This window comes from Streptomyces aureus, assembly GCF_000725495.1.
In the GTDB taxonomy this organism is placed as follows: Bacteria; Actinomycetota; Actinomycetes; order Streptomycetales; family Streptomycetaceae; genus Streptomyces; species Streptomyces aureus_B.
In genome coordinates this window covers 13,985-35,213 of the sequence record NZ_JNZD01000009.1, presented here as the reverse complement: position 1 = coordinate 35,213, position 21,229 = coordinate 13,985, and the positions used below count along the sequence as shown (strand labels likewise).

The 21,229-nt window shown below is 72.7% G+C and carries 16 protein-coding genes and 2 pseudogenes; 6 read left to right on the top strand and 12 right to left on the bottom strand.

Going from position 1 to position 21,229, the window contains the following annotated elements; genetic code table 11:
• Nucleotides 1–14 precede the first annotated feature (14 nt).
• A complete protein-coding gene (locus tag IO36_RS16830; RefSeq protein WP_037620785.1) occupies nucleotides 15–1,559 on the top strand; it encodes an alpha/beta hydrolase in 1,545 nt (514 codons plus the stop codon).
• 116 nt (nucleotides 1,560–1,675) lie between these two features.
• The gene (locus IO36_RS16825) at nucleotides 1,676–3,229 is read left to right on the top strand and encodes an alpha/beta hydrolase (protein WP_037620782.1); all 1,554 of its coding nucleotides are present in this window, start codon (nucleotides 1,676–1,678) and stop codon (nucleotides 3,227–3,229) included.
• Between the two features lie 71 nt (nucleotides 3,230–3,300).
• Here the strand turns inward: IO36_RS16825 and moeZ are convergent, their stop codons facing one another.
• The 12 genes and pseudogenes from moeZ to IO36_RS16770 all read right to left on the bottom strand — a co-directional run.
• Nucleotides 3,301–4,479: an adenylyltransferase/sulfurtransferase MoeZ gene (moeZ, locus tag IO36_RS16820; protein ID WP_037620781.1), complete on the bottom strand. Its 1,179-nt coding sequence runs from the start codon at nucleotides 4,477–4,479 to the stop codon at nucleotides 3,301–3,303.
• Between the two features lie 63 nt (nucleotides 4,480–4,542).
• Nucleotides 4,543–5,292 carry a spherulation-specific family 4 protein gene (locus IO36_RS16815; RefSeq protein ID WP_037620779.1) on the bottom strand — a complete coding sequence of 250 codons (750 nt, stop codon included), beginning with the start codon at nucleotides 5,290–5,292 and terminating at the stop codon, nucleotides 4,543–4,545.
• On the bottom strand, nucleotides 5,280–6,242 hold the full coding sequence (locus tag IO36_RS16810) for an NAD-dependent epimerase/dehydratase family protein (RefSeq protein ID WP_037620778.1): 963 nt from the start codon (nucleotides 6,240–6,242) through the stop codon (nucleotides 5,280–5,282). Before IO36_RS16810 ends, IO36_RS16815 begins: the two co-directional genes overlap by 13 nt.
• Nucleotides 6,243–6,395: 153 nt before the next feature.
• A complete protein-coding gene (locus IO36_RS16805) occupies nucleotides 6,396–7,439 on the bottom strand; it encodes a hypothetical protein (protein ID WP_037620994.1) in 1,044 nt (347 codons plus the stop codon).
• 629 nt (nucleotides 7,440–8,068) lie between these two features.
• Nucleotides 8,069–9,769 (bottom strand): annotated as a pseudogene (locus tag IO36_RS16800) (DUF3492 domain-containing protein); the annotation flags it as partial.
• A gap of 210 nt (nucleotides 9,770–9,979) precedes the next feature.
• Nucleotides 9,980–11,845: a dipeptide ABC transporter ATP-binding protein gene (locus IO36_RS16795; RefSeq protein ID WP_051900583.1), complete on the bottom strand. Its 1,866-nt coding sequence runs from the start codon at nucleotides 11,843–11,845 to the stop codon at nucleotides 9,980–9,982.
• The gene (locus IO36_RS16790) at nucleotides 11,842–12,840 is read right to left on the bottom strand and encodes an ABC transporter permease (protein WP_037620777.1); all 999 of its coding nucleotides are present in this window, start codon (nucleotides 12,838–12,840) and stop codon (nucleotides 11,842–11,844) included. The genes IO36_RS16795 and IO36_RS16790 overlap by 4 nt, the downstream gene beginning before the upstream one ends.
• Entirely contained in the window at nucleotides 12,837–14,012 is a 1,176-nt protein-coding gene (locus tag IO36_RS16785) for an ABC transporter permease (RefSeq protein ID WP_078943249.1), read from the bottom strand. The genes IO36_RS16790 and IO36_RS16785 overlap by 4 nt, the downstream gene beginning before the upstream one ends.
• A gap of 4 nt (nucleotides 14,013–14,016) precedes the next feature.
• Nucleotides 14,017–15,735 (bottom strand): ABC transporter substrate-binding protein, encoded by a 1,719-nt coding sequence (locus IO36_RS16780; RefSeq protein ID WP_037620776.1) that lies wholly within the window; start codon nucleotides 15,733–15,735, stop codon nucleotides 14,017–14,019.
• Between the two features lie 202 nt (nucleotides 15,736–15,937).
• Complete coding sequence (locus IO36_RS49185; RefSeq protein WP_318658278.1) at nucleotides 15,938–16,030, bottom strand: Ms4533A family Cys-rich leader peptide; 93 nt, start codon at nucleotides 16,028–16,030, stop codon at nucleotides 15,938–15,940.
• Nucleotides 16,031–16,085: 55 nt separating this feature from the next.
• Nucleotides 16,086–17,609: a DUF3152 domain-containing protein gene (locus IO36_RS16775; RefSeq protein WP_078943272.1), complete on the bottom strand. Its 1,524-nt coding sequence runs from the start codon at nucleotides 17,607–17,609 to the stop codon at nucleotides 16,086–16,088.
• A gap of 247 nt (nucleotides 17,610–17,856) precedes the next feature.
• Nucleotides 17,857–18,934, bottom strand: a pseudogene (locus IO36_RS16770) (alpha/beta fold hydrolase); the annotation flags it as partial.
• 159 nt (nucleotides 18,935–19,093) lie between these two features.
• On the opposite strand from IO36_RS16770, the gene IO36_RS16765 reads away from it, so the two are divergent.
• The 4 genes from IO36_RS16765 (at nucleotide 19,094) to IO36_RS16750 (ending at nucleotide 21,125) form a co-directional block, all read left to right on the top strand.
• Nucleotides 19,094–19,312, top strand: coding sequence for a hypothetical protein (locus IO36_RS16765; protein ID WP_037620775.1), 219 nt, complete (start codon nucleotides 19,094–19,096; stop codon nucleotides 19,310–19,312).
• A 187-nt stretch (nucleotides 19,313–19,499) separates the two neighbouring features.
• On the top strand, nucleotides 19,500–20,141 hold the full coding sequence (locus tag IO36_RS16760) for a TetR/AcrR family transcriptional regulator (protein WP_037620773.1): 642 nt from the start codon (nucleotides 19,500–19,502) through the stop codon (nucleotides 20,139–20,141).
• Nucleotides 20,142–20,372: 231 nt separating this feature from the next.
• Nucleotides 20,373–20,600 carry a DUF3107 domain-containing protein gene (locus tag IO36_RS16755; protein ID WP_028801993.1) on the top strand — a complete coding sequence of 76 codons (228 nt, stop codon included), beginning with the start codon at nucleotides 20,373–20,375 and terminating at the stop codon, nucleotides 20,598–20,600.
• A gap of 255 nt (nucleotides 20,601–20,855) precedes the next feature.
• Nucleotides 20,856–21,125 carry a hypothetical protein gene (locus IO36_RS16750; protein ID WP_037620771.1) on the top strand — a complete coding sequence of 90 codons (270 nt, stop codon included), beginning with the start codon at nucleotides 20,856–20,858 and terminating at the stop codon, nucleotides 21,123–21,125.
• The last annotated feature ends 104 nt before the right edge of the window (nucleotides 21,126–21,229 follow it).

The window sequence follows — 21,229 nt, the reverse complement described above, 5'->3', positions numbered from 1 at the left end:
GCAGGATGGGGAACATGCCGAACCCGTCCCGGCCGCGGGCCGCCGCCCTGGCCGTCACCGCCGTCCTGCTGACCTCGTGGATGTCCGGTTGCGGCAGCGACTCCGGGGACGGGGACCTGACGGCGCAGAAGCTGGACTGGAAGGCGTGCCCCGCACCGTCCGAGGCCCAGGGCGGCGGCACCTCCCCCTCACCGCTGCCGGGCGGCGCCGAGTGGCAGTGCGCCACCATGAAGGTGCCCCTGGACTGGTCGGACCCCAAGGGCGACACCATCGGGCTCGCGCTGATCCGGGCGAAGGCGAGCGGCGACCCCGCCCGGCGGATCGGCTCTCTCGTCTTCAACTTCGGCGGCCCCGGCGGATCGGGCGTCGCCACGCTGCCCGCCTTCGGACAGGACTACGCCGCCCTGCGCAGCCGCTACGACCTGGTGAGCTTCGACCCGCGCGGTGTCGGCCGCAGCGCGGGTGTGAAGTGCGAGAGCGACCAGCAGCTCGACCGGTTCTTCCAGCAGGACGCCACCCCGGACGACGCCGCCGAGCAGCAGACGCTGCTGAAGAACACCAAGGCGTTCAACGCGGCGTGCGACAAGAACTCCGGCAAGGTCCTCCCCCATGTGCGCACCACGGACGCCGCCCGCGACATGGATCTGATGCGGCAGGTCCTCGGCGACGACAAGCTGCACTACTTCGGCATCTCGTACGGCACCGAACTGGGCGGCGTCTACGCCCATCTGTTCCCCAAGAACGTGGGCCGGGCCGTGTTCGACGGGGTCGTCGACCCGACCCAGAACGTCGAGCAGAGCTCGCTCGGCCAGGCCAAGGGCTTCCAGCTCGCCCTCGACAACTTCGCGAAGGACTGCACCGCCAAGGCCGACGGCTGTCCCATCGGCGACAGCCCGCAGGACGTCAAGGACCGCATCGCCAAACTGCTGAAGGACCTCGACGGCAAGCCGATCCCCGGGGTCTTCCCGCGCCGGCTCACCCAGACCGCGGCGACCAGCGGCATCGCGCAGTCGCTGTACTCCAAGGACTTCTGGGAGTACCTGACGGAAGGACTGGAGCAGGCCTACGACGGCGACGGCAAGGTGCTGATGCTGCTCTCGGACTCGATGAACGGACGCAGCGAGAACGGCCAGTACAGCAACATCACCCCGGCGAACATCGCCATCAACTGCGCCGACGACAAGCCGCGTTACACCGCGGACTACGTGAAGTCGAAGCTTCCCGGGTTCCGGGCCGCCTCGCCGCTGTTCGGCGACTACCTGGCCTGGGGCATGGTCGGCTGCACCGACTGGGCGGTGCCGGGAGCCGCCGAGCACCCGGACGTCAGCGCCCCCGGCGCGGCTCCGATCCTCGTCGTCGGCAACACCGGCGACCCCGCGACACCGTACGAGGGCGCGCGGGCGATGGTGAACGCGCTCGGCAAGGGCGTCGGGGTCCAGCTGACGTACAAGGGCCAGGGGCACGGGGCCTACGACAGCAAGAACAAGTGCGTGCAGAACGCGGTGAACAGCTATCTGCTGCAGGGCACCGTCCCGCCGGCCAACACCGTCTGCTCCTAGAAAACAGCAGGTCAGGGCGTTATCCACAGGCCTCGACGGCGGTTGGCGGCCGCCGCCTACTATGGCCTGCAGGTGATCCGCGACTTCCGGCGGAGCACGGGCGAGGGGGGACACCCATGACACGTTTCGCACGGTGGACGGCCGCGGCCGCCGCCACGCTGCTGCTGGCCGGCTGTTCCACGGGATCGGGGTCCGGCGGCACGGACGAGGGGAAGAACGGCGACGGGACGCCCGCCACCGCGCAGACCTCCGGCGGAACCCCGGGGCTGCCCGCCTCGATCGTCTCGCAGAAGCTCGACTGGGGTCGCTGCAAGGGGACTTCGGACTCGCCCGCGCCCGGGAGCGGCTGGCAGTGCGCCACCCTCAAGGCGCCCCTCGACTACGCGAAGCCGGGCGGCCGGACGATCGGCCTGGCCCTCGTCCGCTCCAAGGCGACCGGCGGCCAGGGCAAGCGCCTCGGTTCCCTCCTCTTCAACTTCGGCGGCCCCGGCGGCTCCGGTGTCTCCACGATGCCGTCGTACGAGAGCGTCGTCGGCCCCCTCCACCAGCGCTACGACCTGGTGAGCTGGGACCCGCGCGGGGTGGGGGCCAGCGAGGGCGTGCGGTGCCGCGGGGACAAGGCGATCCAGGCCGCCGAGTCGGTGGACGCCACTCCGGACGACGCGGCCGAGGAGGCGGCCTACTTCAAGGACGCCGAGGACTTCGGAAAGGGCTGCGCGAAGGCGGCCGGCGGGCTGATGTCCCACGTCTCGACGACGGACACGGCCCGCGACATGGATCTGATGCGCCAGGTCCTCGGCGACCGCCGGATGTCCTACTTCGGCATCTCGTACGGCACCGAACTGGGCGGCGTCTACGCCCACTTGTTCCCGAAGAACGTGGGACGCCTGGTGCTGGACGCGGTCGTCGATCCGACCGCCGACACCGTGGGCCACGCCAAGAACCAGACGCTGGGCTTCCAGCGCGCCCTGGACGACTACCTCAAATCCACGGGGCAGGACCCGAAGCAGGGTTCCTTGAAGATCGCGGACCTGCTGAAGCGGATCGACGCGAAGCCGCTGCCCGCGGCCGGGGGTCGCCGGCTCGGCCAGACAATGGCCCTCACCGGCATCGTCCTGCCGCTCTACAGCAAGGAGGGCTGGCCGCGCCTGACCGAAGCGCTCAAGGACGCCGAGGGCGGGGACGGTTCGGCCCTGCTGGCGCTCGCCGACGCCTACAACGACCGTGACTCCTCGGGCCACTACGGCACGACGACCCATTCCCAGCGGGTCATATCGTGCCTGGACGACAAGCAGCGGCCGACTCCGGAGGAGACGAAGAAGCGGCTGGCCGAATTCGAGAAGATCTCGCCCGTCTTCGGGGACTTCATGGGCTGGGACACGGCGGGCTGGTGCCACGACTGGCCGGTGGCCGGGCAGTTCGACCACCCCGAGGTCAGCGCACCGGGAGCCGCGCCCGTGCTGGTCGTCGGCAACACCGGGGACCCGGCCACCCCGTACGAGGGCGCCCGCAGGATGGCGGACGGGCTCGGCAAGGGCGTCGGGGTGGAGCTCACCTGGAAGGGCGAGGGCCATGGCGCCTACGGGAGCGGCAGCGACTGTGTCGACTCGACCGTGAACAGCTATCTGCTGGACGGGGCGGTGCCGAAGGACGGCAAGGTCTGCTCATGACGACGGCGGGGGTTCCGCGGACACCCGGTCCGCGGAACCCCCGCCGCCCGAAGAGCGGGACGGTCCGCCGGTCAGTACACCGGCTTCTCGGGCTCGATCTGGTGGACCCAGCCGATCACACCGCCGCCGACGTGCACCGCGTCGGAGAAACCGGCGGACTTCAGGACGGCGAGGACCTCCGCGCTGCGGACACCCGTCTTGCAGTGCAGGACGATCTTCTTGTCCTGCGGCAGGGTCTCCAGGGCGGTGCCCATGAGGAACTCGTTCTTCGGGATCAGCTTGGCGCCGGGGATCGAGACGATCTCGTACTCGTTGACCTCGCGGACGTCGATGATCTCGATGTTCTCGCCGTCGTCGATCCACTCCTTGAGCTGCTTGGGAGTGATCGTCGAACCGGCGGCCGCCTCCTGCGCCTCCTCGGACACGACGCCGCAGAAGGCCTCGTAGTCGATGAGCTCGGTGACGGTCGGGTTCTCGCCGCAGACGGCGCAGTTCGGGTCCTTGCGGACCTTGACCTGGCGGTACTGCATCTCCAGGGCGTCGTAGATCATCAGGCGGCCGACGAGCGGCTCGCCGATGCCCGCGAGGAGCTTGATCGCCTCGTTGACCTGGATGGAGCCGATCGACGCGCACAGCACACCGAGGACGCCGCCCTCGGCGCAGGACGGGACCATGCCCGGCGGCGGGGGCTCCGGGTACAGGCAGCGGTAGCAGGGACCGTGCTCGGACCAGAAGACCGAGGCCTGTCCGTCGAAGCGGTAGATCGAGCCCCACACGTAGGGCTTGTTGAGCAGCACGCAGGCGTCGTTGACCAGGTAGCGGGTCGCGAAGTTGTCGGTGCCGTCGACGATCAGGTCGTACTGGCTGAAGATGTCCATCACGTTCTCGGCCTCGAGCCGCTCTTCGTGAAGGACGACGTTCACGTACGGGTTGATGCCCAGCACGGAATCGCGCGCGGACTCGGCCTTGGAACGGCCGATGTCCGCCTGGCTGTGGATGATCTGGCGCTGCAGGTTCGACTCGTCGACCTCGTCGAACTCCACGATGCCGAGCGTGCCGACGCCCGCCGCGGCCAGGTACATCAGGGCCGGCGATCCGAGGCCGCCGGCGCCCACACAGAGCACCTTGGCGTTCTTCAGCCGCTTCTGCCCGTCCATGCCCACATCGGGGATGATCAGGTGGCGGGAGTACCTGCGGACCTCGTCTACGGTGAGCTCAGAGGCTGGCTCGACCAGGGGTGGCAGCGACACGGGGACTCCGTTGGTCGGTCTATCACTACGGTTGTTCTTCCCGTAACACTGCCACGCCCATCTTCATTCCGAGACACCCGTTCCGATCCGCGAGACGATTTCGTCCCAGTAGCCGGGCATGGTCTCCCAGGGGTCGACCCTCCCGCCGTGGTCCGAGCGGTCGGTGAAGTAGATCGTCGAGGCGCCCTGCCAGCGGGCGATGCGCAGTGCCTCCTCGAGATGACCGCGCGGCACACCGTGCACGAAGTGGCAGAAGCGCTCGGGGGGATAGTCGGCGGTCCACTCGGCGACCTGCGACCAGCGGTACTCGGTCCAGGGGCCGGAGAAGGTCACGAGCTGGTCGGCGGTCTCGGCGTATCCCGGGTGCGGGTGGGTGCCGTGACCGAGGACGATGTGGGCGCCGTCCCGCAGGGACCGCAGCGCGTCGGCCGTCCGGCGGACGTCGGAGAGCGCCGCGCGTTCGGTGGGGCAGCGGTCGAGGATGAATCCGTCGGCCTGGTACCAGTCGAGATGGCGGCGGGCGTCGGCGACGGTCTCGGCGAAGGGGCGTACGCCGTGGGCGGCGTCGAGGAGTCCCAGCACCCGGACCCCCGCGTTGCGCAGCCGTCCCGTGGCCTCCAGGCAGCGCGGGTCGGGCCGCTCCCCGGGACCGCTGTCCACATTCAGGACGACCCAGTGCAAGGGGGTTCCGGGGCGGGTGAGTTCGTCCCATTCCAGCGGGGCGACGAGCGGATGCGCGTAGCCGGGGACGCCGAAGCCGAGTCCGAGGCCGGTGCTCGTGCTGCCGGTCGTGGTCCGGGTCAGATACGACACGCCGCCTCCATCCAGATGTCGGCGAGGGATTCCTCGAGGTTGATCCGGGGCCGCCAGCCGAGCCGGTCGCGTGCGGTGCGCACGTCGGCCTGCTGCCAGCTGCCGCAGCCGTCCGGGTAGGGGTAGGAGACCGGGGCCACGTGGTCGGGGTCGGGGCGGGGGTGTCCGATGGCCGGCCGCATGGAGGGGCCGGGCGGGCCGTCCAGTTCGTGCAGGCTGCCGCTGTAGCCGGCCACGCGCGCGAGGACGGCGGCGGCGTCGCGGAGCCGCACGGCACGGCCCGAACCGATGTTGATCACGCCCTGCGCGGCGGACAGGGAGGCGGCGTGGACGGCGCGGGCGACATCGCGGACGTCGATGAAGTCGCGCTGGACGCCCAGGCCGCCGAGCTTGAGCTCGCCGTCGTTGGACTGCATGGCGCGGCGCAGGGCCTCGGCGAGCCGGCCGAGCGGGGATCCGGCGGGGGTGCCGGGTCCCGCGGGAGAGAAGACCCGGAGCACGACGGCGTCCAGGCCGGAGCCGAGGACCAGTTCGGTCGCCGCGAGCTTGCTGACCCCGTAGGGGCCGCCCGGGCGCGGCACGGCGTCCTCGGCAGTGGAAGAGCCGGGCTGGCTGGGGCCGTACTCGGCGCCGCAGCCGATCTGGACCAGCCGGGCGCCGCAGCCGCTGCGGCGCAGCGCCTCGCAGACCGTGGCGACGGCGACGGTGTTGTGCCGGGTCAGTTCGCGGGCACCGCCGCGGGTGGCGCCCGCGCAGTTGATGACGACTCCGGGGTGCACCGCGTCCAGGAAGCGGGTGAGCGCTCCGGGGCTGCCCGAGGCGAGGTCGAACCGCACGTCGGCGTCGTCGCCGCGGCCGAGTGCGGTGAGCTGCACGGCCGGGTCGGCGAGCAGTCTGTCGGCCACGAACCGGCCGAGGTAACCGTTGGCTCCGATCAGCAGGACCCTCATCGGGCGGCTCCCGGGGCGGATTCTCCGGTTCGGGAGGTGATCATCTGGCTGTCTCCTTCGAGGTGATGCCGTCGGTCGGGGAGGGCCCGCGGTGTCGGCCCCGCGGGAGAAGGGGGCCCGGTTCCGGGTGGCGGCCCGGAAGCCGGGGAGGGCTCACGAGGCTTCGTCGGGCGGGGCGTGGGCCGAGGCGCGGGTGAGCGTGCGGGCCGCCTGGACGAGGAGGACGAGCGCGCCCGCGCCACAGGCCAGGGCAGGCAGGGCCCCGGGGCCCGCCGCCGCGGCCAGGGTGTCGACGGGGCCGGCCAGGGACGAGCAGCCGGGCAGCCGCGCGGCGAGGATGGTGACGAGGGCGAGGGCCTCGACCGCGCCCGCTCCCGCGAGCACGCGGCCCGGGACACGGGTGAAGCCGCGTGCCGTGAGCAGGCGGGCGAGCAGCAGCAGGGCGCCGAGGGTGCCGGCTCCTGCGTAGCCGGGCGGCTGGTCCAGGACGGTCCCGCACAGGGCGAGCAGCCCGAACAGCGCTGCCAGGTACAGGCCGAACGCGCCGATGAGCAGGGGGCGGACGGAGGCGGCGAACTCCTCCAGGCCGCGGCTCGCGCTCAGCCTGCGGCGGGCACGGGCGGCGAACAGGTGGGCGCACCAGGCCGCCGGGGCGGGGGCCAGGAGCAGCGCCAGCACGGGTGCGGTGGCCAGGGGCCAGGATCCGTGCGGGCCGCCGTCGCGGGCGGCGTCCAGCAGTCCGTCGCCGGCGAGGGCGTAGGCGAGCAGCCAGCAGGTCCACGCGCGGGCGGTGCCCGTCGTGCGGTGCCGGGAGCTCAGGGGGCCGCTCCGGAGGGCGAGGTACAGGCCGACGGCGACGGCCAGGACTCCCGACACGGCGACGGCCAGGCGCGGTTGCCCGTCGGTGAGCCGCAGCCCCGCGACCACGGCGGCGCCGAGGGCACCCGGCACGAGGGCGAGCGCTGTCCAGGAGGCGGCCGCCCGGGACCCGCGCGGGCTCGGAGATCCCGGGGTCTCTGCGGAGGGCACCGCCTCCGCGTCGCGGGCCGTGCGGGCGTACATCTCCTCGGCGAGCGAGAAGACGTCCCGGTGCCGCAGACGGGCAGCGGTCCGGTCGGTGACTCCGTGCGCCTCCAGGCCCGCCGCGATCTCCAGCGGGTCGACGGCCCGCTCGCACAGGTCGCGATGGCGGTGCAGGAGCGCCTTGACGGGGTCCACGCCGCGGCGCCCGGCGGGCCGGTCCGTCTCGCCCGGGTCGTCGAGTCCGTGCGGGGCGCCGGGCCCCGTGCTGTCGATCGTCACGCGCCCTCCCCCACGGAGACGGCCACGGAAGCCGGGACGGGCGCGGGCAGGACACCGGGCGCCACCGAGGGACCCGCCATGGTCCCGGGCACGGACAGGGAGTCGGGCCCTGTCATGGGAGCAGCCATGGCCCCGGGCACGGGCAGGGGCAGGGAATCGGGCCCTGCAAAGGGAGCGGCCATCGGCCCGGGCGCGGGGGCGGGCGGGAAATCGGGCGCTGATACGGAAGCGGCCATGGACTCGGGCACGGGCGGGAATTCGAGCCCCGCGGAGGAAGCGGCCATCGGCCCTGGCATGGGCGCGAACAGGGTCTCCGGCGCTGATCGAGAAGCGTCCGCGAACTCGGGCACGGGCGGGAAACCGGGCCCCGACAAGGGCCCTGCCGTGGACTCGGGTGCCGGCATGGGCGCGAGCAGGGAATCGGGTCCGGGCAGGGCATCGGCTGCGGGCAGGGGCTCCTGCCCGGGCAAGGGCTCGGTGGTCCGGGACTGCGCGGGCTCGGTGGTCCGGGACTGCGCGGGCTCGGTGGCTCGCACCGGCGCCCCCTCCGCCCAGCGCGGCCGGCGCTCGGTCACGAAGCGGGTCCTGGTCCAGCGGCCGGGCACATGGGCCTCGGCGGGGACGCCGAAGGGCAGCGGCTCCCCCTCCTCGTCCACGACGGGCCGGCGCACCGGGGAGTGCGAGACGATCTCCAGGTAAATGCCGTGAAATGCCGTGATGTTCTGCTCGACGGTGAACAGTTCGAGGGCACGGGCCCGGGCGGCCGCGCCGAGCCGCTCCCGGCGCTCCGGGTCGCGCAGCAGGGCCACGCACGCCTCGGCGAGCGCGCGCGGGTTGCGGGGCGGCACGACCAGCCCCGTACCGCCGATGACCTCGACGACCGCGCCCACGTCCGTGGAGACGGTGGCCCGGCCGCAGAGCATGGCCTCGACGAGCCCGACGGGGAATCCCTCGACGACGCTGGAGAGGACGACGAGGGCTCCGCAGGCGTAGGCGTCCGCGAGGCTCGGGATCTCCGGGCCGCCGATCTCCTCGAAGGAGACGGGGTTGTCGCCGACGGCGTGCACCCCTTCGGCCTCGTCCGGGAAGAGCTGGGCTGCCAGGGCCCGGCAGTGGGCCAGATAGGCGGCGGCGTCCGGGGCCTCGGCGGGGGTGCCGACGATCCGCAGCCGGGTCCCCGGCTCGGCCCTGCGGATCTCCGCGAAGGCGTGCAGCAGGGAGATCAGGTCCTTGGCCGGTTCGACGCGGCCGACCCACACCAGGGCCCCCGGGTCCGCGGACCGGCTGCCCCGCAGCCCCTCCCCGACCTCCGCGAAGCGCGCGTCCTCCAGACCGGGGTGGACGGTGCGCAGCTTGGCGCGGTCGGCGCCGCAGCGCTCCTGCCAGCGGCGGGCGTGGCTGTTGCCGGGGGTGATGAGGGTGGCGGCGCGGTAGACCTCGGTGGCGAGCCGGCCGTGGAACGCGGCGAGCAGCGCCCGGACGGCGGGGGCCTCGTCCTGGGCCGAGGCGGCGAGGTAGTGCGCCCGCAGGTGCACCCCGTACTCGGTGACCAGCAGCGGGACGCCGAGGAAGTGCCGGGCGAGGAGGCCGGGCAGGGCCGCGGCGCCGCCGGCCGCGGCGTGGCAGAGGTCGGCCGATCCGAGCGCGTCGTCCTCGTACCAGTCGAGCGAGAGGGGGCGCAGGGCGCGTTCGACGTGGGCGGCGACGGTGAGCAGGTCGGGGACGCGCGCGGTACGGGCGGCGCGGAGGGCGCCGGGGGTGCGGCAGGCGTGTTCGAGGACCCGCATCGCGCTCTCGGAGCGCAGGGCGACGGCCAGTCCGCCCTCGTCCCGGGCGAGTTCGGCCAGTTCGTACAGGGCACTGGCGAAACGGTCCGCCTCGGCCCCTGCGGAATCCGCCCCGCTCCCGGAGACGTCGGGACCCCCGGTCGCCGACCCTCCGCACACCGCCGTCAGCAGTTCGCCGTACGCCTCGGTGAAGCGGCGCCGGGTCCGGCGTCCGTACACGACCCCGTCGTCGTGCGCCGTCCACAGCGGTGCCGTGCGGACGCGGCCGACCTGGGGCGGCAGCCGGACCCAGCCCTGGTCCTCCTGGCGCTCGGTGCGGCTGAGCGCGTAGACGTCGAACTCGTGCTGCCCGAGCCCGCGCACGAGCCGGTCGCACCAGAGTCCGGCGTCACCGCCCACATACGGGTAACCACCCTCCGTAAGCAGTCCGATGCGCACGAGCACACCCCCGATCTCCCGTATGGGGAGCCGCCGTTGACCCGGCGGCTCGCAGCGGGACGAAGGTATGCGGACAAGGCGGTGGTGCGACGGACGGTTGTCCGTCGCACCACCAAAAGGGGTGAACGGTCGTAACTTTCCCGCGCAGGGCGCGTTTCGTCGCGCTACGAGATCACCCGGGTGTGTTCGCGCGGGGCGCGGGCCCCCGGATCACACCGGGGACAGCACCTCGCGCTCCGCGCGGCGCCGTGCCGCGACCTCCGGGTCGAGCGCCGGCACGGCGGCGAGCAACTGCCGGGTGTACGGGTCGCGGGGCCGCTCGTAGACCTCGTCGGCGGGGCCGTACTCGACGAGCCGGCCGCGCCGCATCACCGCCACGTGGTCGCTGACCTGGCGCACGACGGCGAGGTCGTGGGCCACGAACACCAGCGCGAGGCCGAGTTCCCGCTGCAGCTCGCCGAGCAGGGCGACCACCTGGGCCTGGGTGGTGACGTCGAGCGCGGAGACCGGTTCGTCGCACACGATGACCGCCGGGTCGGCGGCCAGCGCCCGCGCGATGCCGACCCGCTGGCGCTGGCCTCCGCTGAACTCGTGCGGGTAGCGGTCGTAGTGCGCGGCGTCGAGCCCGACGCGCTCCAGCAGGTCCCGTACCCGGCCCCGGACGCGTTCCTCGTCCTTCTCCCCGCGCGCCCGCAGCGGGTCGGCGATGGACTCGCCGACACTGCGCCGGGGGTTGAGGGAGGACACCGGGTCCTGGAAGACCATCTGCACCGAGGGGCGGACACCGGTCCGTTCGTGGCCGTCGTGGCGGACCACGCCGGCCGTCGGCTCCAGGAGTCCGACCAGCATCCTTCCGAGGGTCGTCTTCCCGCTGCCGCTCTCGCCGACGACGCCGAGGGTCTGCCCCCTGCGGACGCTCAGCGACACGTCGTCGACCGCCGCGACGCGGCGCCTGCCGCGCCCGAACTCCCGCCGCAGACCGACCGCTTCCAGGACGACCCCGCCGTCGGACCGGGCGTCACCGTCGCCGCCGGGGCGGACGGACCCGTCGGACGGGCCGTCCGCAGCGGACCCGGCATCCCCGTCGGACCGACCGGACTCGGCCGACCGACCGGACTCGGCCGACCGACCGGACTCGGCCGACCGACCGGACTCGTCGGACCGGCCGACCTCGGCCGGACCCGCGCCCGTGCCCGTGCCCGCACCCCTGCCCGTACCCTTACCCGTACCGCGCACAGTGGGCGGCACCGCCCGAGGGGTGTCCACCCGGGGTACGGCGCCCAGGAGTTCGCGGGTGTACGGCTCCCGGGGCGAGCCGAGGACGGCACCGACGGGGCCGTGCTCGACGGCGCGTCCGTGCCGCATGACCAGGATCTCGTCGACGCTCTCGGCCGCGACGCCGACGTCGTGGGTGACCAGCAGCAGCCCGGTCCCGGTCTCCTGCCGCAGGGTGTGCAGGAGGTCGAGGATCTGCGCCTGGACGGTCACGTCGAGGGCCGTGGTGGGCTCGTCGGCGACCAGGAGCTCGGGTTCGCAGACGAGGGCCATGGCGATGAGGGCGCGCTGGCGCATCCCGCCGCTGAACTCGTGCGGGCGCGAGCGGGACCTGCGGGCCGCGTCGGGGATGCCGACACGGTCGAGGACCCGCACGGCACGCGCGCGTGCCGCCCGCCGGGACGCCCGGGTGTGCACGCGGTACACCTCGGCGATCTGGTCGCCCACCGCGTAGTACGGGTCGAGCGAGGACAGCGGGTCCTGGAAGACCATGGCCGCCTTGCGGCCGCGCAGCCCGCGCAGTTCGTCGTCGGACGCCGTCTGGACGTCGGTGCCGGCCACGCGGACCGTGCCGTCGACCCGCGCTCCGGTGCCCCGGTGCAGCGCCAGCAGGGCCGACGCGACGGTGGACTTGCCCGAGCCGGACTCGCCGACCAGGCCCAGCGCGGCACCCCGCTCCAGCCGGAAGGAGAGCCCGTCGACGGCGCGCAGTCCGTCGAAGTCGACGACGAGGCCGTCCACCTCGACCAGCGGAGCCGCGCCGGGAGCCGGCGGGGCGGGGGTTGAGGAGGAGTCGCTCATGCCAGTACCACCCGTCGGTCGGCCACCGCGTAGAGCACGTCCGCGACGGCGTTGGCGATGACCACGAAGAAGCCGATGACCAGGACCATGCCGACGACCACGGGAAGGTCGACGACGTTCACGGCGTGCACCAGTTCCCGGCCGATGCCGGGCAGCCCGAAGAGGCTCTCCGTGAGCACCGCGCCGCCGATGGCCCCGCCGACGTTGTTGGCGTTGAGCGCGATGATCGGCGCGAACGCCCCGCGCAGCGCGTGCCGTCCGATGACGGACCGCTCCCCGACGCCGTACGCGCGGAAGGTGCGGATGTGGTCCTCGGCGAGCGTCTCCAGCATCGACGCCCGGGTGAGCCGCGCGAACGTGGCCGCTTCGATGAGCGCGAGCGAGAGCCAGGGCAGCAGCAGGTTCCAGGCCCACTGCTCGGGGTCGTCGGTGAGGCCGACGTACTGCGGGAAGGGCAGGAGCTGGAGCTGTCCGCAGACGACGATCATCAGGACGAGGCCGATCACGAAGACGGGGGTGGCCACGCCCGCGAGCGTGATCCCGGTCAGGACCCGCTCGCTGAACCGGCCGCGCCGCCAGGCGGACAGCACACCGGTGCCGACGCCCAGGATCAGCCAGAGGACCATCGCGCCGGACACCAGCGACAGGCTGACCGGCAGCTTCGCGGCGATCAGCTGCGTGACCTGCTGGTCGCCCTGGTACGACAGGCCGAGGCAGGGGGCCGAGCAGTGCTCCACGGACGTTCCCGTGGAGTAGTCCTGGCCGACGAGGATGCCCTGGAGGAAGTGCCAGTAGCGCAGGTAGAGGGGGTCGTCGAGCCTCAACTGCTGTGCCACCTGGTGCACTTGCTCCGGGGAGCAGCGGGGGCCGCAGGTGATCTGGGCGACGTTGCCGGGCGTCACGAAGAAGACGACGTAGACGATCACCGAGATGGCCAGGAGGGTGACCAGGGTGCCGAGGGTCCGGCGCAGGACGAACCCGGTGAAGCCGCTCATGCGGTGGCCTCCTTCTCCGCGTCGCAGGACGCGCTCTGCCGGGGCAGGTCCACCTCGGGTGCGCCCTGCCGTGACACGTCCGCCCCGGGTGCGCCCTGCCGGGACACCTCGGTCCCGGGTACGCCCCGTCCGGGCAGGACCGCTCCGTCGCCGGTGGACCCGCCACCACCGGTGCCCACGCCCGCCTTGGCCTCTCCCTTGCGGCCCGTGCCGACGCGCAGGCGGGAGGCCGCGCGCGGGTCCAGGGCCGTACGGATGCCGTCGCCCAGGACGGTCAGGGCCAGGACGGTCACGAAGAGCGCGCCGGCGGGCAGCAGCAGGTACTGGGGTGCGGCCTGGTACCAGATGTCGGCGGCGGTCAGCATCTGTCCCCACGAGGCCGTCGGGGGCTTCACCCCGACGCCGAGGAAGGACAGGGCGGCCTCCACGCTGATGTTCATCGGGACGAGGAGCGCGGCGTAGGTGATGACCGGCGCGGCGAGTCCCGGGAGCAGTTCGCGGGTGGCGATCCGCCAGGTGCCCCAGCCGCTGAGCCGGGCGGCGGCGACGTAGTCGAGGCCCTTGAGGGTGAGGGTCTGGGCGCGGGTGATCTTCGCGACGTTGCCCCAGGCGATCAGGCCGATGACGAGGGCGACCAGGAGGGGTCGGGGGAAGCTGCCGGGGACGACCGCCAGCAGCGCCAGCGACATGATCATCAGCGGCATCGCGATGATGATCTCGGTGAACCGGCTCAGCAGCTGGTCGACCCACCGCGCGCCGAGCGCGGCGGCGACGCCGACCACGACCCCGATGAGGACCTGTACGACCGTCGCCCCGAGCGCGACGCCCAGGGAGACCCTGGCGCCGTAGACGAGGCGGGCGAACAGGTCGCGGCCGGTCTGGGGTTCGACGCCGAGCCAGTGGTCGGCGCCGATGCCGCCGAGCGGGCCGACGGGGACTCCGCCGCGGGCGGAGTCCACCAGCGAGGGGTGGTAGGTGGTGGGGTCCTGCCCCTCGATCGCCGTGAGCAGCGGTGCGGCGAGCGCGACCAGGGCGAGCAGCGCGACGACGCCGCCCGCGACGAGGGCGGCGCGCTGCGCACGCAGCCGCCGCCAGAACCGACGGGCCCCCGAGGCCCCCGCGGCGGAGGAGTCCGCCGCGGGGGCCGGGGAGGCGACAAGTGCCTCGCTCACGGCGCTACTTCACCGCGACCTGGGAGATGTCCAGGACGCCGGTCCAGTCGCTGATCACGATGTTCTTGACGTCCTTGCCGTACAGGCGCTTGTAGACGGGGTGGAACAGCGGCACGGTCAGGGCCTGCGCACCGATCTTCTTGTCCAGCGCGCCCCAGCGCTCGGCGGCCTCGCCGAGGTCGGTCAGCTTGTTGATCGCGTCGATCTCGTCGTTGACGGACTTGTCGTCGAGGAAGCCGGAGTTGAAGTTCGCTCCGTCCTTCACGATCTGCCGGCCGTCGAAGATCGGGGCCAGGAACGGGCCGCCGGAGGGCCAGTCGGCGCCCCAGTGGGCGAGGAAGAGGCCCGGCTCGGTCTTGGCGCCGTGGATCTTGTCGCTGTAGTCGTTCTCCTCCAGGCCCTGGAGCTTGACGGTGATGCCGGCCTTCTTGAGCGCGTCCTGGACGGCGGTCGCGATCTCGGGGCTGGTCTCGAAGTCCTTGCTGTTGGAATGGGTGAGCGTGATGCTCAGACCGTTCTTGTAGCCAGCCTGGGCCAGCAGTTCCTTGGCCTTGGCCGCGTTGCCGGAGGCACCCGCCGGGAACAGGTCGTAGGGCGTGTAGCCGAAGGACTTCTGGTTCGGCAGGTACGTCGTGGCCGGCTCGGCGAGGGACGAGCCGCCCGCCGCGTTGATCACCGAGGTGCGGTCGATGGCGTACGAGATCGCCTGGCGCACCTTCGGGTTGTCGAACGGCTTCACCTTCGGGTTGAAGGCGAGGTAGTTCGTGTAGCCGAAGTGCCCGGTGCCGACGCGGGAGGCGAGCGCCTTGTCGCCCGTCACCTTGGCGAGCTCGGCGGGGCCGAGGTTGGTGTCGGTGGTGACGGCGGCGGCGTCGGCGCCCTGGGAGGAGGACAGCCGCTGGTTGATCACGGAGGAGTCGAGGCCCGAGCGGACGTCGATCCGGTCCGGGTAGGCCTTGCGCTCGGCGTCGGTCGACGCGGACCAGTAGGTGTTGCGCTCCAGGGTGAGGCGCTCGCCGTCGTTCTCGTTCGCGACGACCTTGTACGGACCCGAGGAGACCGGGTGCTCCTCGTACTTCGTGCCGGTGTCCTTGGCCTTGGGGACGGGCGTGAACTGCGTCTGCGTGGCCAGGTAGGGGAACTCGCCCTCGGGCTTGTTCAGGTGGAAGACGATGGTCAGCGCGTCGGGTGTCTCGATCGAGTCGAGGCCCTTCTTGTCCTTGTAGGGGCCCTGGTAGTCGGCGCCGCCGATGAGCCAGTCCCGCAGGTAGGGCGCGCCGCCGGAGAGTTCGGCGGCGAAGGAGCGCTCGATGCCGTACTTGATGTCGGCGGAGGTGATCGGCGTGCCGTCCTCGAACTTGAGGCCCTTCTTCAGGGTGTACGTCCACACGGTCGCGTTCTTGCTCGGGCGGCCGGTGTCCGTGGCGAGGTCGGGGACGACCTGGGCGCCGGCGGCTCCGTTCTCACGGTTGCGCGTGGTGAGCGTGCGGAAGACGAGCGAGGGCACGTTGCCGCCGCCGGAGGTGTAGAGCCGCGCGGGGTCGAAGTCCTGCTGCGCGTTGGCGTTCAGGACGGTGAGCGTGCCGCCCTTGTGGGGCTGGGAGTCGCCGCCGGAGCTCTTGGCATCGTTGTCCTTCGGCCCGCAGGCGGCGGCGCCCGCTGCCACGACCAGGCTGACGGATGCCACGGCCACGCGGCGCGCTATGACGGACGATTGACGCATCGGAAGACGACCTCTCGGGTGATGACTCGAATACTGAGACGGAATGACACAGGGTGAGACGGAAGAGCGCATGGCTCGCCCAGGGCGTCAGGCGTCGAAGTCCGATCGGACCGGAAGAGGCACGGGCGCGCCGGACCACGGGGGTTCCGGGGCGCACGGGATCAGGGCATGAAGGGAGTGACGCACTCGCCGGGGGCGGGCGTCAGCAACAGTGGATGTCGGCCACGCAGAGCGCGGTCACGCCGATGAGCGCCAGCTCGATGGCGGCGCGAACGGAGGCGTGACGGGAGGACATGCGGAAAATATGAACGATCTTTTTCCGCATGTCAAAGCGCTCGCCGCGCTTTCCGTCAACTCTTGGGATAGGGCCAGGCGTTGGGCAGACAGTGGATTCCGTCGTGGTCGAGGAACTTGGTCTGCTGCTGCATGACCGGGGCGAGGTCGCCGTCCTTCTCGCAGCTCACGTGTCCGTAGCCGAGCCGGTGGCCGACCTCGTGGTTGATCAGCATCTGGCGGTAGGCGTGGATCTTCTCGCCGAAGCCGTAGGTCTTGGAGCCCTGGGCCCAGCGATAGGCGTTGATCATGACGCGTTCGGTGGACGCCGAGTCGCACGACACGTTGTCCTCCGTGGTGTCGAGCCCCGACTTGGCGCACCACTCGGCGGTGGTTCCGGGGCTCGCCAAAGTGATGACGAAATCCGGTTCGCCGGAGTCGATCCGCTCGAAGGTGCGGGCGCCGCCGTGGGCCCAACTCCTCTTGTCGTTCAGGGTCTTCTGCACGGCGTCGGCGAAGAGCGCGCCGTCGAGACCGAGCCCCTTCTCGATGTCCACGCGGTAGGTGTACTTGTGCCCCTTGCCGGGCGCCTTGGCGACTCCGGGGACGACCTCGAACTTCCCGGACCCCTTGAGCTCGGCCCCGAGCGGGTAGGTCCGGGCCATCTGCTGGTCGTACGTCAGGGGCGCCGCGGCCACCTGGCCCGACTGGGTCGGCCTGCCGTCGCCGCGCGAGGCGGAGCCCTGGGTCGACCGGCCGGCGCCGCCGTCGGCGGTCTGCGTCCGGGCGTCGGCGTCGTGTCCGCCGGTGGCCATCTGCCCGGCGACGACGACGGCCAGCACCGTGGTGACGGCGGCCGCCGCGATCCCGGTGAACGCCCAGCCCTTGCGGGCCTTGCCCTCGTCCTGGCCGCCGGCCTCCGCCGGGGGCCGCTCGCCCGCGTCGGTGGTGCCGCCGCTCCAGTCCGCCGAGTCGTCGAAGCCGACGGCCCGGGAACCGGTCTTGCGTCCCGCCCCGTCGCCGCCTGCCGACGTCTCGAGGTCGAACGCGTCGACGTAGGCCTGCCGGGGTCCGGCGGCCTGCTGCCGCTGCCGGGGTACGCGCGGCCCCGGGGGGGCGTCCTGAGGAGCCCCGCCGGCCCTCGACTCCCCCCAGCCGCCGCCCTGTTCACGCTGCTCGGGGTGTCCGCCCCGCACCCCCGGCACGCCGTGCGCGGGAGTCCCGCCGGCCACCCGCGCCGTTCCGTGCGCCGGGGTCCCGTCGGCGAGCCGCGGCCCGCCGGAGCCCTGGGCGCCGCCCTGGAAACGCGGAAAACCGTGCGCCGGGGTGCCGTCGGGCAGCCGGGGACCGCCCTGGGGCGGGGGGCCGCCCTGGACCCGCGGGACGCCGTGCGCCGGGGTCCCGTCCGCGTACCGGGGCACCCCGCGCGCCGGAGTGCCGTCGGTCACTCGCGGAAAACCGTGTGCCGGAGTCCCGTCGGGCAGCCGGGGACCGCCCTGGGGCGGCGCGCCACCTTGTGCCCGCGGGACGCCCGGACCCGGGGCACCGCCCTGCGCTCGCGGGCCGCCCTGGCCCGGGCCACCGCCCGGGAAGCGGGGCATCCCGTGGGCCGGGGTCCCGTCGTGGGAGCGGGGAACGCCGCGGCCGGGCGGACCGTCCTGGGAGCGCGGCACACCGTGTGCCGGAGTCCCGTCCGGGAAACGCGGGACGCCGTGTGCCGGGGTCCCGTCGGAGAAGCGTGGCGCGCCCTGCTGCGGGGCCGGGCCCGGTGGCGGGTAGGTGCCCCGGGAGCCGGGCGCGCCTGGCGCCTCGCGACGGGCGCCCTCGAAGCCCGGCGACGGGGCGGGTGCCGCCTCCTCCGCCGGAACCGCTCGCGTCCGCGCGGTGTCCGTCTTGCCGGCCCGCCCCCGACGACTGTGTCGTCCCACTTCCCGCCTCAGCTCTCCGCGCCGACTGCCACCGAAGAGGTCGACTCTTCCAGGTCCGCCAGGAGTTCACGGAACGCGGTGGCGACCGTGTCCGGATCTTCCATCATCGCGACGTGCCCCGCGTCCGGCAGTGAGAGCAGCCGGGAGTCGCGGAAGGCACGGGCCGCGCGCTGGGCCATACGGTAGCCGACAAGTTGGTCACGGCCGCCGTAGACCAGGAGCGTGGGGGCGAGCACCCGTTCGGCCTGACGCCACAGCCCGTGCTGCCCGCCGAGCGTGTAGGCGTTCACGACCCCGCGCGCGGAACGCGCCATGGCGTCCCAGAAGTAGGGCAGGGCGAGCCGCCGCTCCATCTCCTCGACCGCGTCACGGAACCCCTCGGGCGTGACGATGCCGGGATCGCCGTAACAAAGGGCCAGCACCCCTCGTACGCGCTGCTCAGCGCTCCACTCCTTCGTCAGCCGGGTGAACAGTCCCGCGACCCCGGGAAGGGCGAGCAGCGCGGTCGGCCAGGCGGTGCGCTGGGCGCGGATCTCGGGCAGTGCCGGGGACACGAGCGTGAGCGTGCGCACGAGATCCGGGCGGACCGCGGCGACCCGCGTCGCGACGGCGCCGCCGAGTGAATTGCCGAAAAGATGTACTGGACCGCGTCCGGACGCGTCGAGGTGGCGGATGACCGCGCGCGCGTGCCCGGTGACGGAGTAGTCGCCGTCGTCCGGCGGCGGAGAGTCGCCGAAGCCCGGCAGATCGAGGGCCTCGCCGTCCACCAGCCCGTCGAGCCGGGACATCAGCGCCGTCCAGTTCTGCGAGGAGCCGCCCAGACCGTGGACGAACAGAGCGGGCGGAAGGTCCTTCCGGGCCGGCGGTCTCGACCGGATCGTCAGGGTGATGCCGGGCAGCCCGACCGATCGCAGCCGCTCTCCTTCCGCGACCCTGACGGCGCCGACCCTGGGCATGACGCCGGCGGCCGGCACGGAAGGGAGTTCGGTCGAAGACATGCCGCAATGTTACGAGACGATCACGCCGGGGCTCATGTGTTCGCCGTCACAGATGGCGGGCGGATCGCATAGCGTCCGGATCGCGTGTCTCCTAGGCTTCGAAAGAGGGCACCCGTCCGCTTATCAGGAGCGCACGCGTACCGTTCGGGAAGAGGAACCATGACAGTCGACCCGACAGACCCCGCCACCTTCGACGACCAGTTCCGCGAGGTCCCCGACGCGGAGACCCCGGAGGCCGACGCCGCCGAGCAGTCCGCCGAGCTCGACCCCGCGGACGACGTCGACCCGGAACCCCCGGGCGACCGCCTCAACGCCGACGACGGGGATCTGGCCGAACAGGCCCGGGTCGTCCGGCAGAACGAGGACGACTACAGGTGACCCGACTCCGCTGATCAGCGCCGCCGCGGGCGGCCGGGTGCCCAGCTCGTCCCGTTCGGCCCCCTGTGCGCCGTCCGGGGCCGGTCCGGTCGATGAAATTCTGCGCTCGCACCGCACACAGCAGGGTTACCGAAAAGTACGATGGCGGCGCGGCGCACATCGCACGTGGACAACTTTGGGAGGCGGCGTGACAGCCATCGAGCAGACAGAGGCAGCACGCCCGCGGGGCACTCGCCTGCCGCGCCGTGCCCGGCGCAACCAGCTTCTCGGCGCGGCCCAGGAAGTATTCGTTGCGCAGGGATACCACTCGGCCGCCATGGACGACATCGCCGAACGCGCGGGCGTCAGCAAGCCGGTCCTCTACCAGCACTTCCCGGGCAAGCTCGATCTGTACCTCGCCCTGCTCGACCAGCACTGCGAGTCCCTGCTCCTGGCGGTGCGCACGGCGCTCGCGTCGACCACGGACAACAAGCTGCGCGTGCGCGCCACGATGGACGCGTACTTCGCGTACGTGGAGGACGACGGCGGCGCGTTCCGGCTGGTCTTCGAGTCGGACCTGACCAACGAGCCGGCGGTGCGCGAGCGCGTCGACAAGGTGACGCACGAGTGCGCCGAGGCGATCTGCGACGTCATCGCGGAGGACACCGGTCTCTCGCGCGCCGAGTCGATGCTCCTCGCCTCGGGCCTCGGCGGTCTGGCGCAGGTGGTGGCCCGTTCCTGGCTGCACAGCGACCGCAGCGTCCCGCGCGACCAGGCGGTGCAGCTGCTGACCTCGCTCGCCTGGCGGGGCATCGCGGGTTTCCCGCTGCACGGCACCGACCACCACTGATCCGCTGATCCGCCGGACGGCCGGGCCCCCACCGGGACCAGGATCGCCGGACCGGGATCGCCGGCTCGAAGCATGCGGCCGGGGGCGCGCCCCCGGCCGCTTTTTTGTTCCCGTGGGCTGTTCGCTCCTGGCGTTCCCGGGCGGAGCGTGCGCGTCCCCTCGCCGGGCTAATGTGTGCTGCGTACGGCGCGTACGAACGCGCACATGACTGACCGTCGGAGGGACAAAGCCGTGGAGGTCAAGATCGGCGTGCAGCACGCGCCCCGCGAGATCGTTCTGGAGAGCGGTCAGACCCCGGAAGAGGTCGAGCGCGCGGTGTCCGAGGCGCTGGCCGGCAAGTCGCAGCTGCTGAGCCTCGTGGACGACCACGGCCGCAAGGTCCTGGTTCCGGCCGACCGGCTGGCGTACGTGGAGCTCGGCGAGCCCACGCAGCGCAAGGTCGGGTTCAGCGCCCTGTAGGGCGCGGAACGACGCAGTGGTACGCGAAGGGCCCGGTGACCTGGTCACCGGGCCCTTCGCTCGTACGTGCACCCGTCCCGCGTGCCCTCCGCGCCCTCGTCGGCCACGCCCTGACCGGCCGCCGCACGCCCGTCCCCCACCTGCGCGGGCGCAGATGGAGCACACGCCGGGCACGCAGGAGGATTGCGTTCCGAACGTCAGGGGTAGGACCGGCTACGACCGATTTGCACCGGCCGTGCGGGAGGGACCATCACCATGTTCTTGGAAGCGCTCGGCTCCGCGCTGCTCGGTCTCGCGCTCGCCTGGGCGGCGGCGTACCGCCTGCCCCACCGGCTGCCGTCCCGCAGCCTGGTCCTGTCGACCGGCGTGGCGGGAGCCCTGTTCGGCGCGTTCCTGACGCACTCGGCACTCGGCTCCGGCCAGTTCCTGGCCATCCTCCTCGGCGCGGTCGCCGTCAGCGCGGCCCTGCTGTCGCTGCTGCTGCGCCCCGAGGAGCGCTTTCGACGCCGCTCGGCCACGGCGTAGGCCGCTGCGCGGGCGCCGCCCGCGCGACCGCGCGCCACGCCCGTGAACACCGAGCGACCGAGCGCCACACCCCGTGCGCGACCGTGCGCCACGCCCGTGAACAC

Bases quoted from the DNA above. Each gene is read 5' to 3' on its own strand.
- IO36_RS16830 (WP_037620785.1), top strand. From the start codon at position 15: ATGCCGAACCCGTCCCGGCCGCGGGCCGCCGCCCTGGCCGTCACCGCC.
- IO36_RS16825 (WP_037620782.1), top strand. From the start codon at position 1,676: ATGACACGTTTCGCACGGTGGACGGCCGCGGCCGCCGCCACGCTGCTG.
- IO36_RS16810 (WP_037620778.1), bottom strand. From the start codon at position 6,242: ATGAGGGTCCTGCTGATCGGAGCCAACGGTTACCTCGGCCGGTTCGTG.
- IO36_RS16795 (WP_051900583.1), bottom strand. From the start codon at position 11,845: ATGAGCGACTCCTCCTCAACCCCCGCCCCGCCGGCTCCCGGCGCGGCT.
- IO36_RS16790 (WP_037620777.1), bottom strand. From the start codon at position 12,840: ATGAGCGGCTTCACCGGGTTCGTCCTGCGCCGGACCCTCGGCACCCTG.
- IO36_RS16780 (WP_037620776.1), bottom strand. From the start codon at position 15,735: ATGCGTCAATCGTCCGTCATAGCGCGCCGCGTGGCCGTGGCATCCGTC.
- IO36_RS49185 (WP_318658278.1), bottom strand. From the start codon at position 16,030: ATGTCCTCCCGTCACGCCTCCGTTCGCGCCGCCATCGAGCTGGCGCTC.
- IO36_RS16775 (WP_078943272.1), bottom strand. From the start codon at position 17,609: ATGCCCCGCTTCCCGGGCGGTGGCCCGGGCCAGGGCGGCCCGCGAGCG.
- IO36_RS16765 (WP_037620775.1), top strand. From the start codon at position 19,094: ATGACAGTCGACCCGACAGACCCCGCCACCTTCGACGACCAGTTCCGC.
- IO36_RS16750 (WP_037620771.1), top strand. From the start codon at position 20,856: ATGTTCTTGGAAGCGCTCGGCTCCGCGCTGCTCGGTCTCGCGCTCGCC.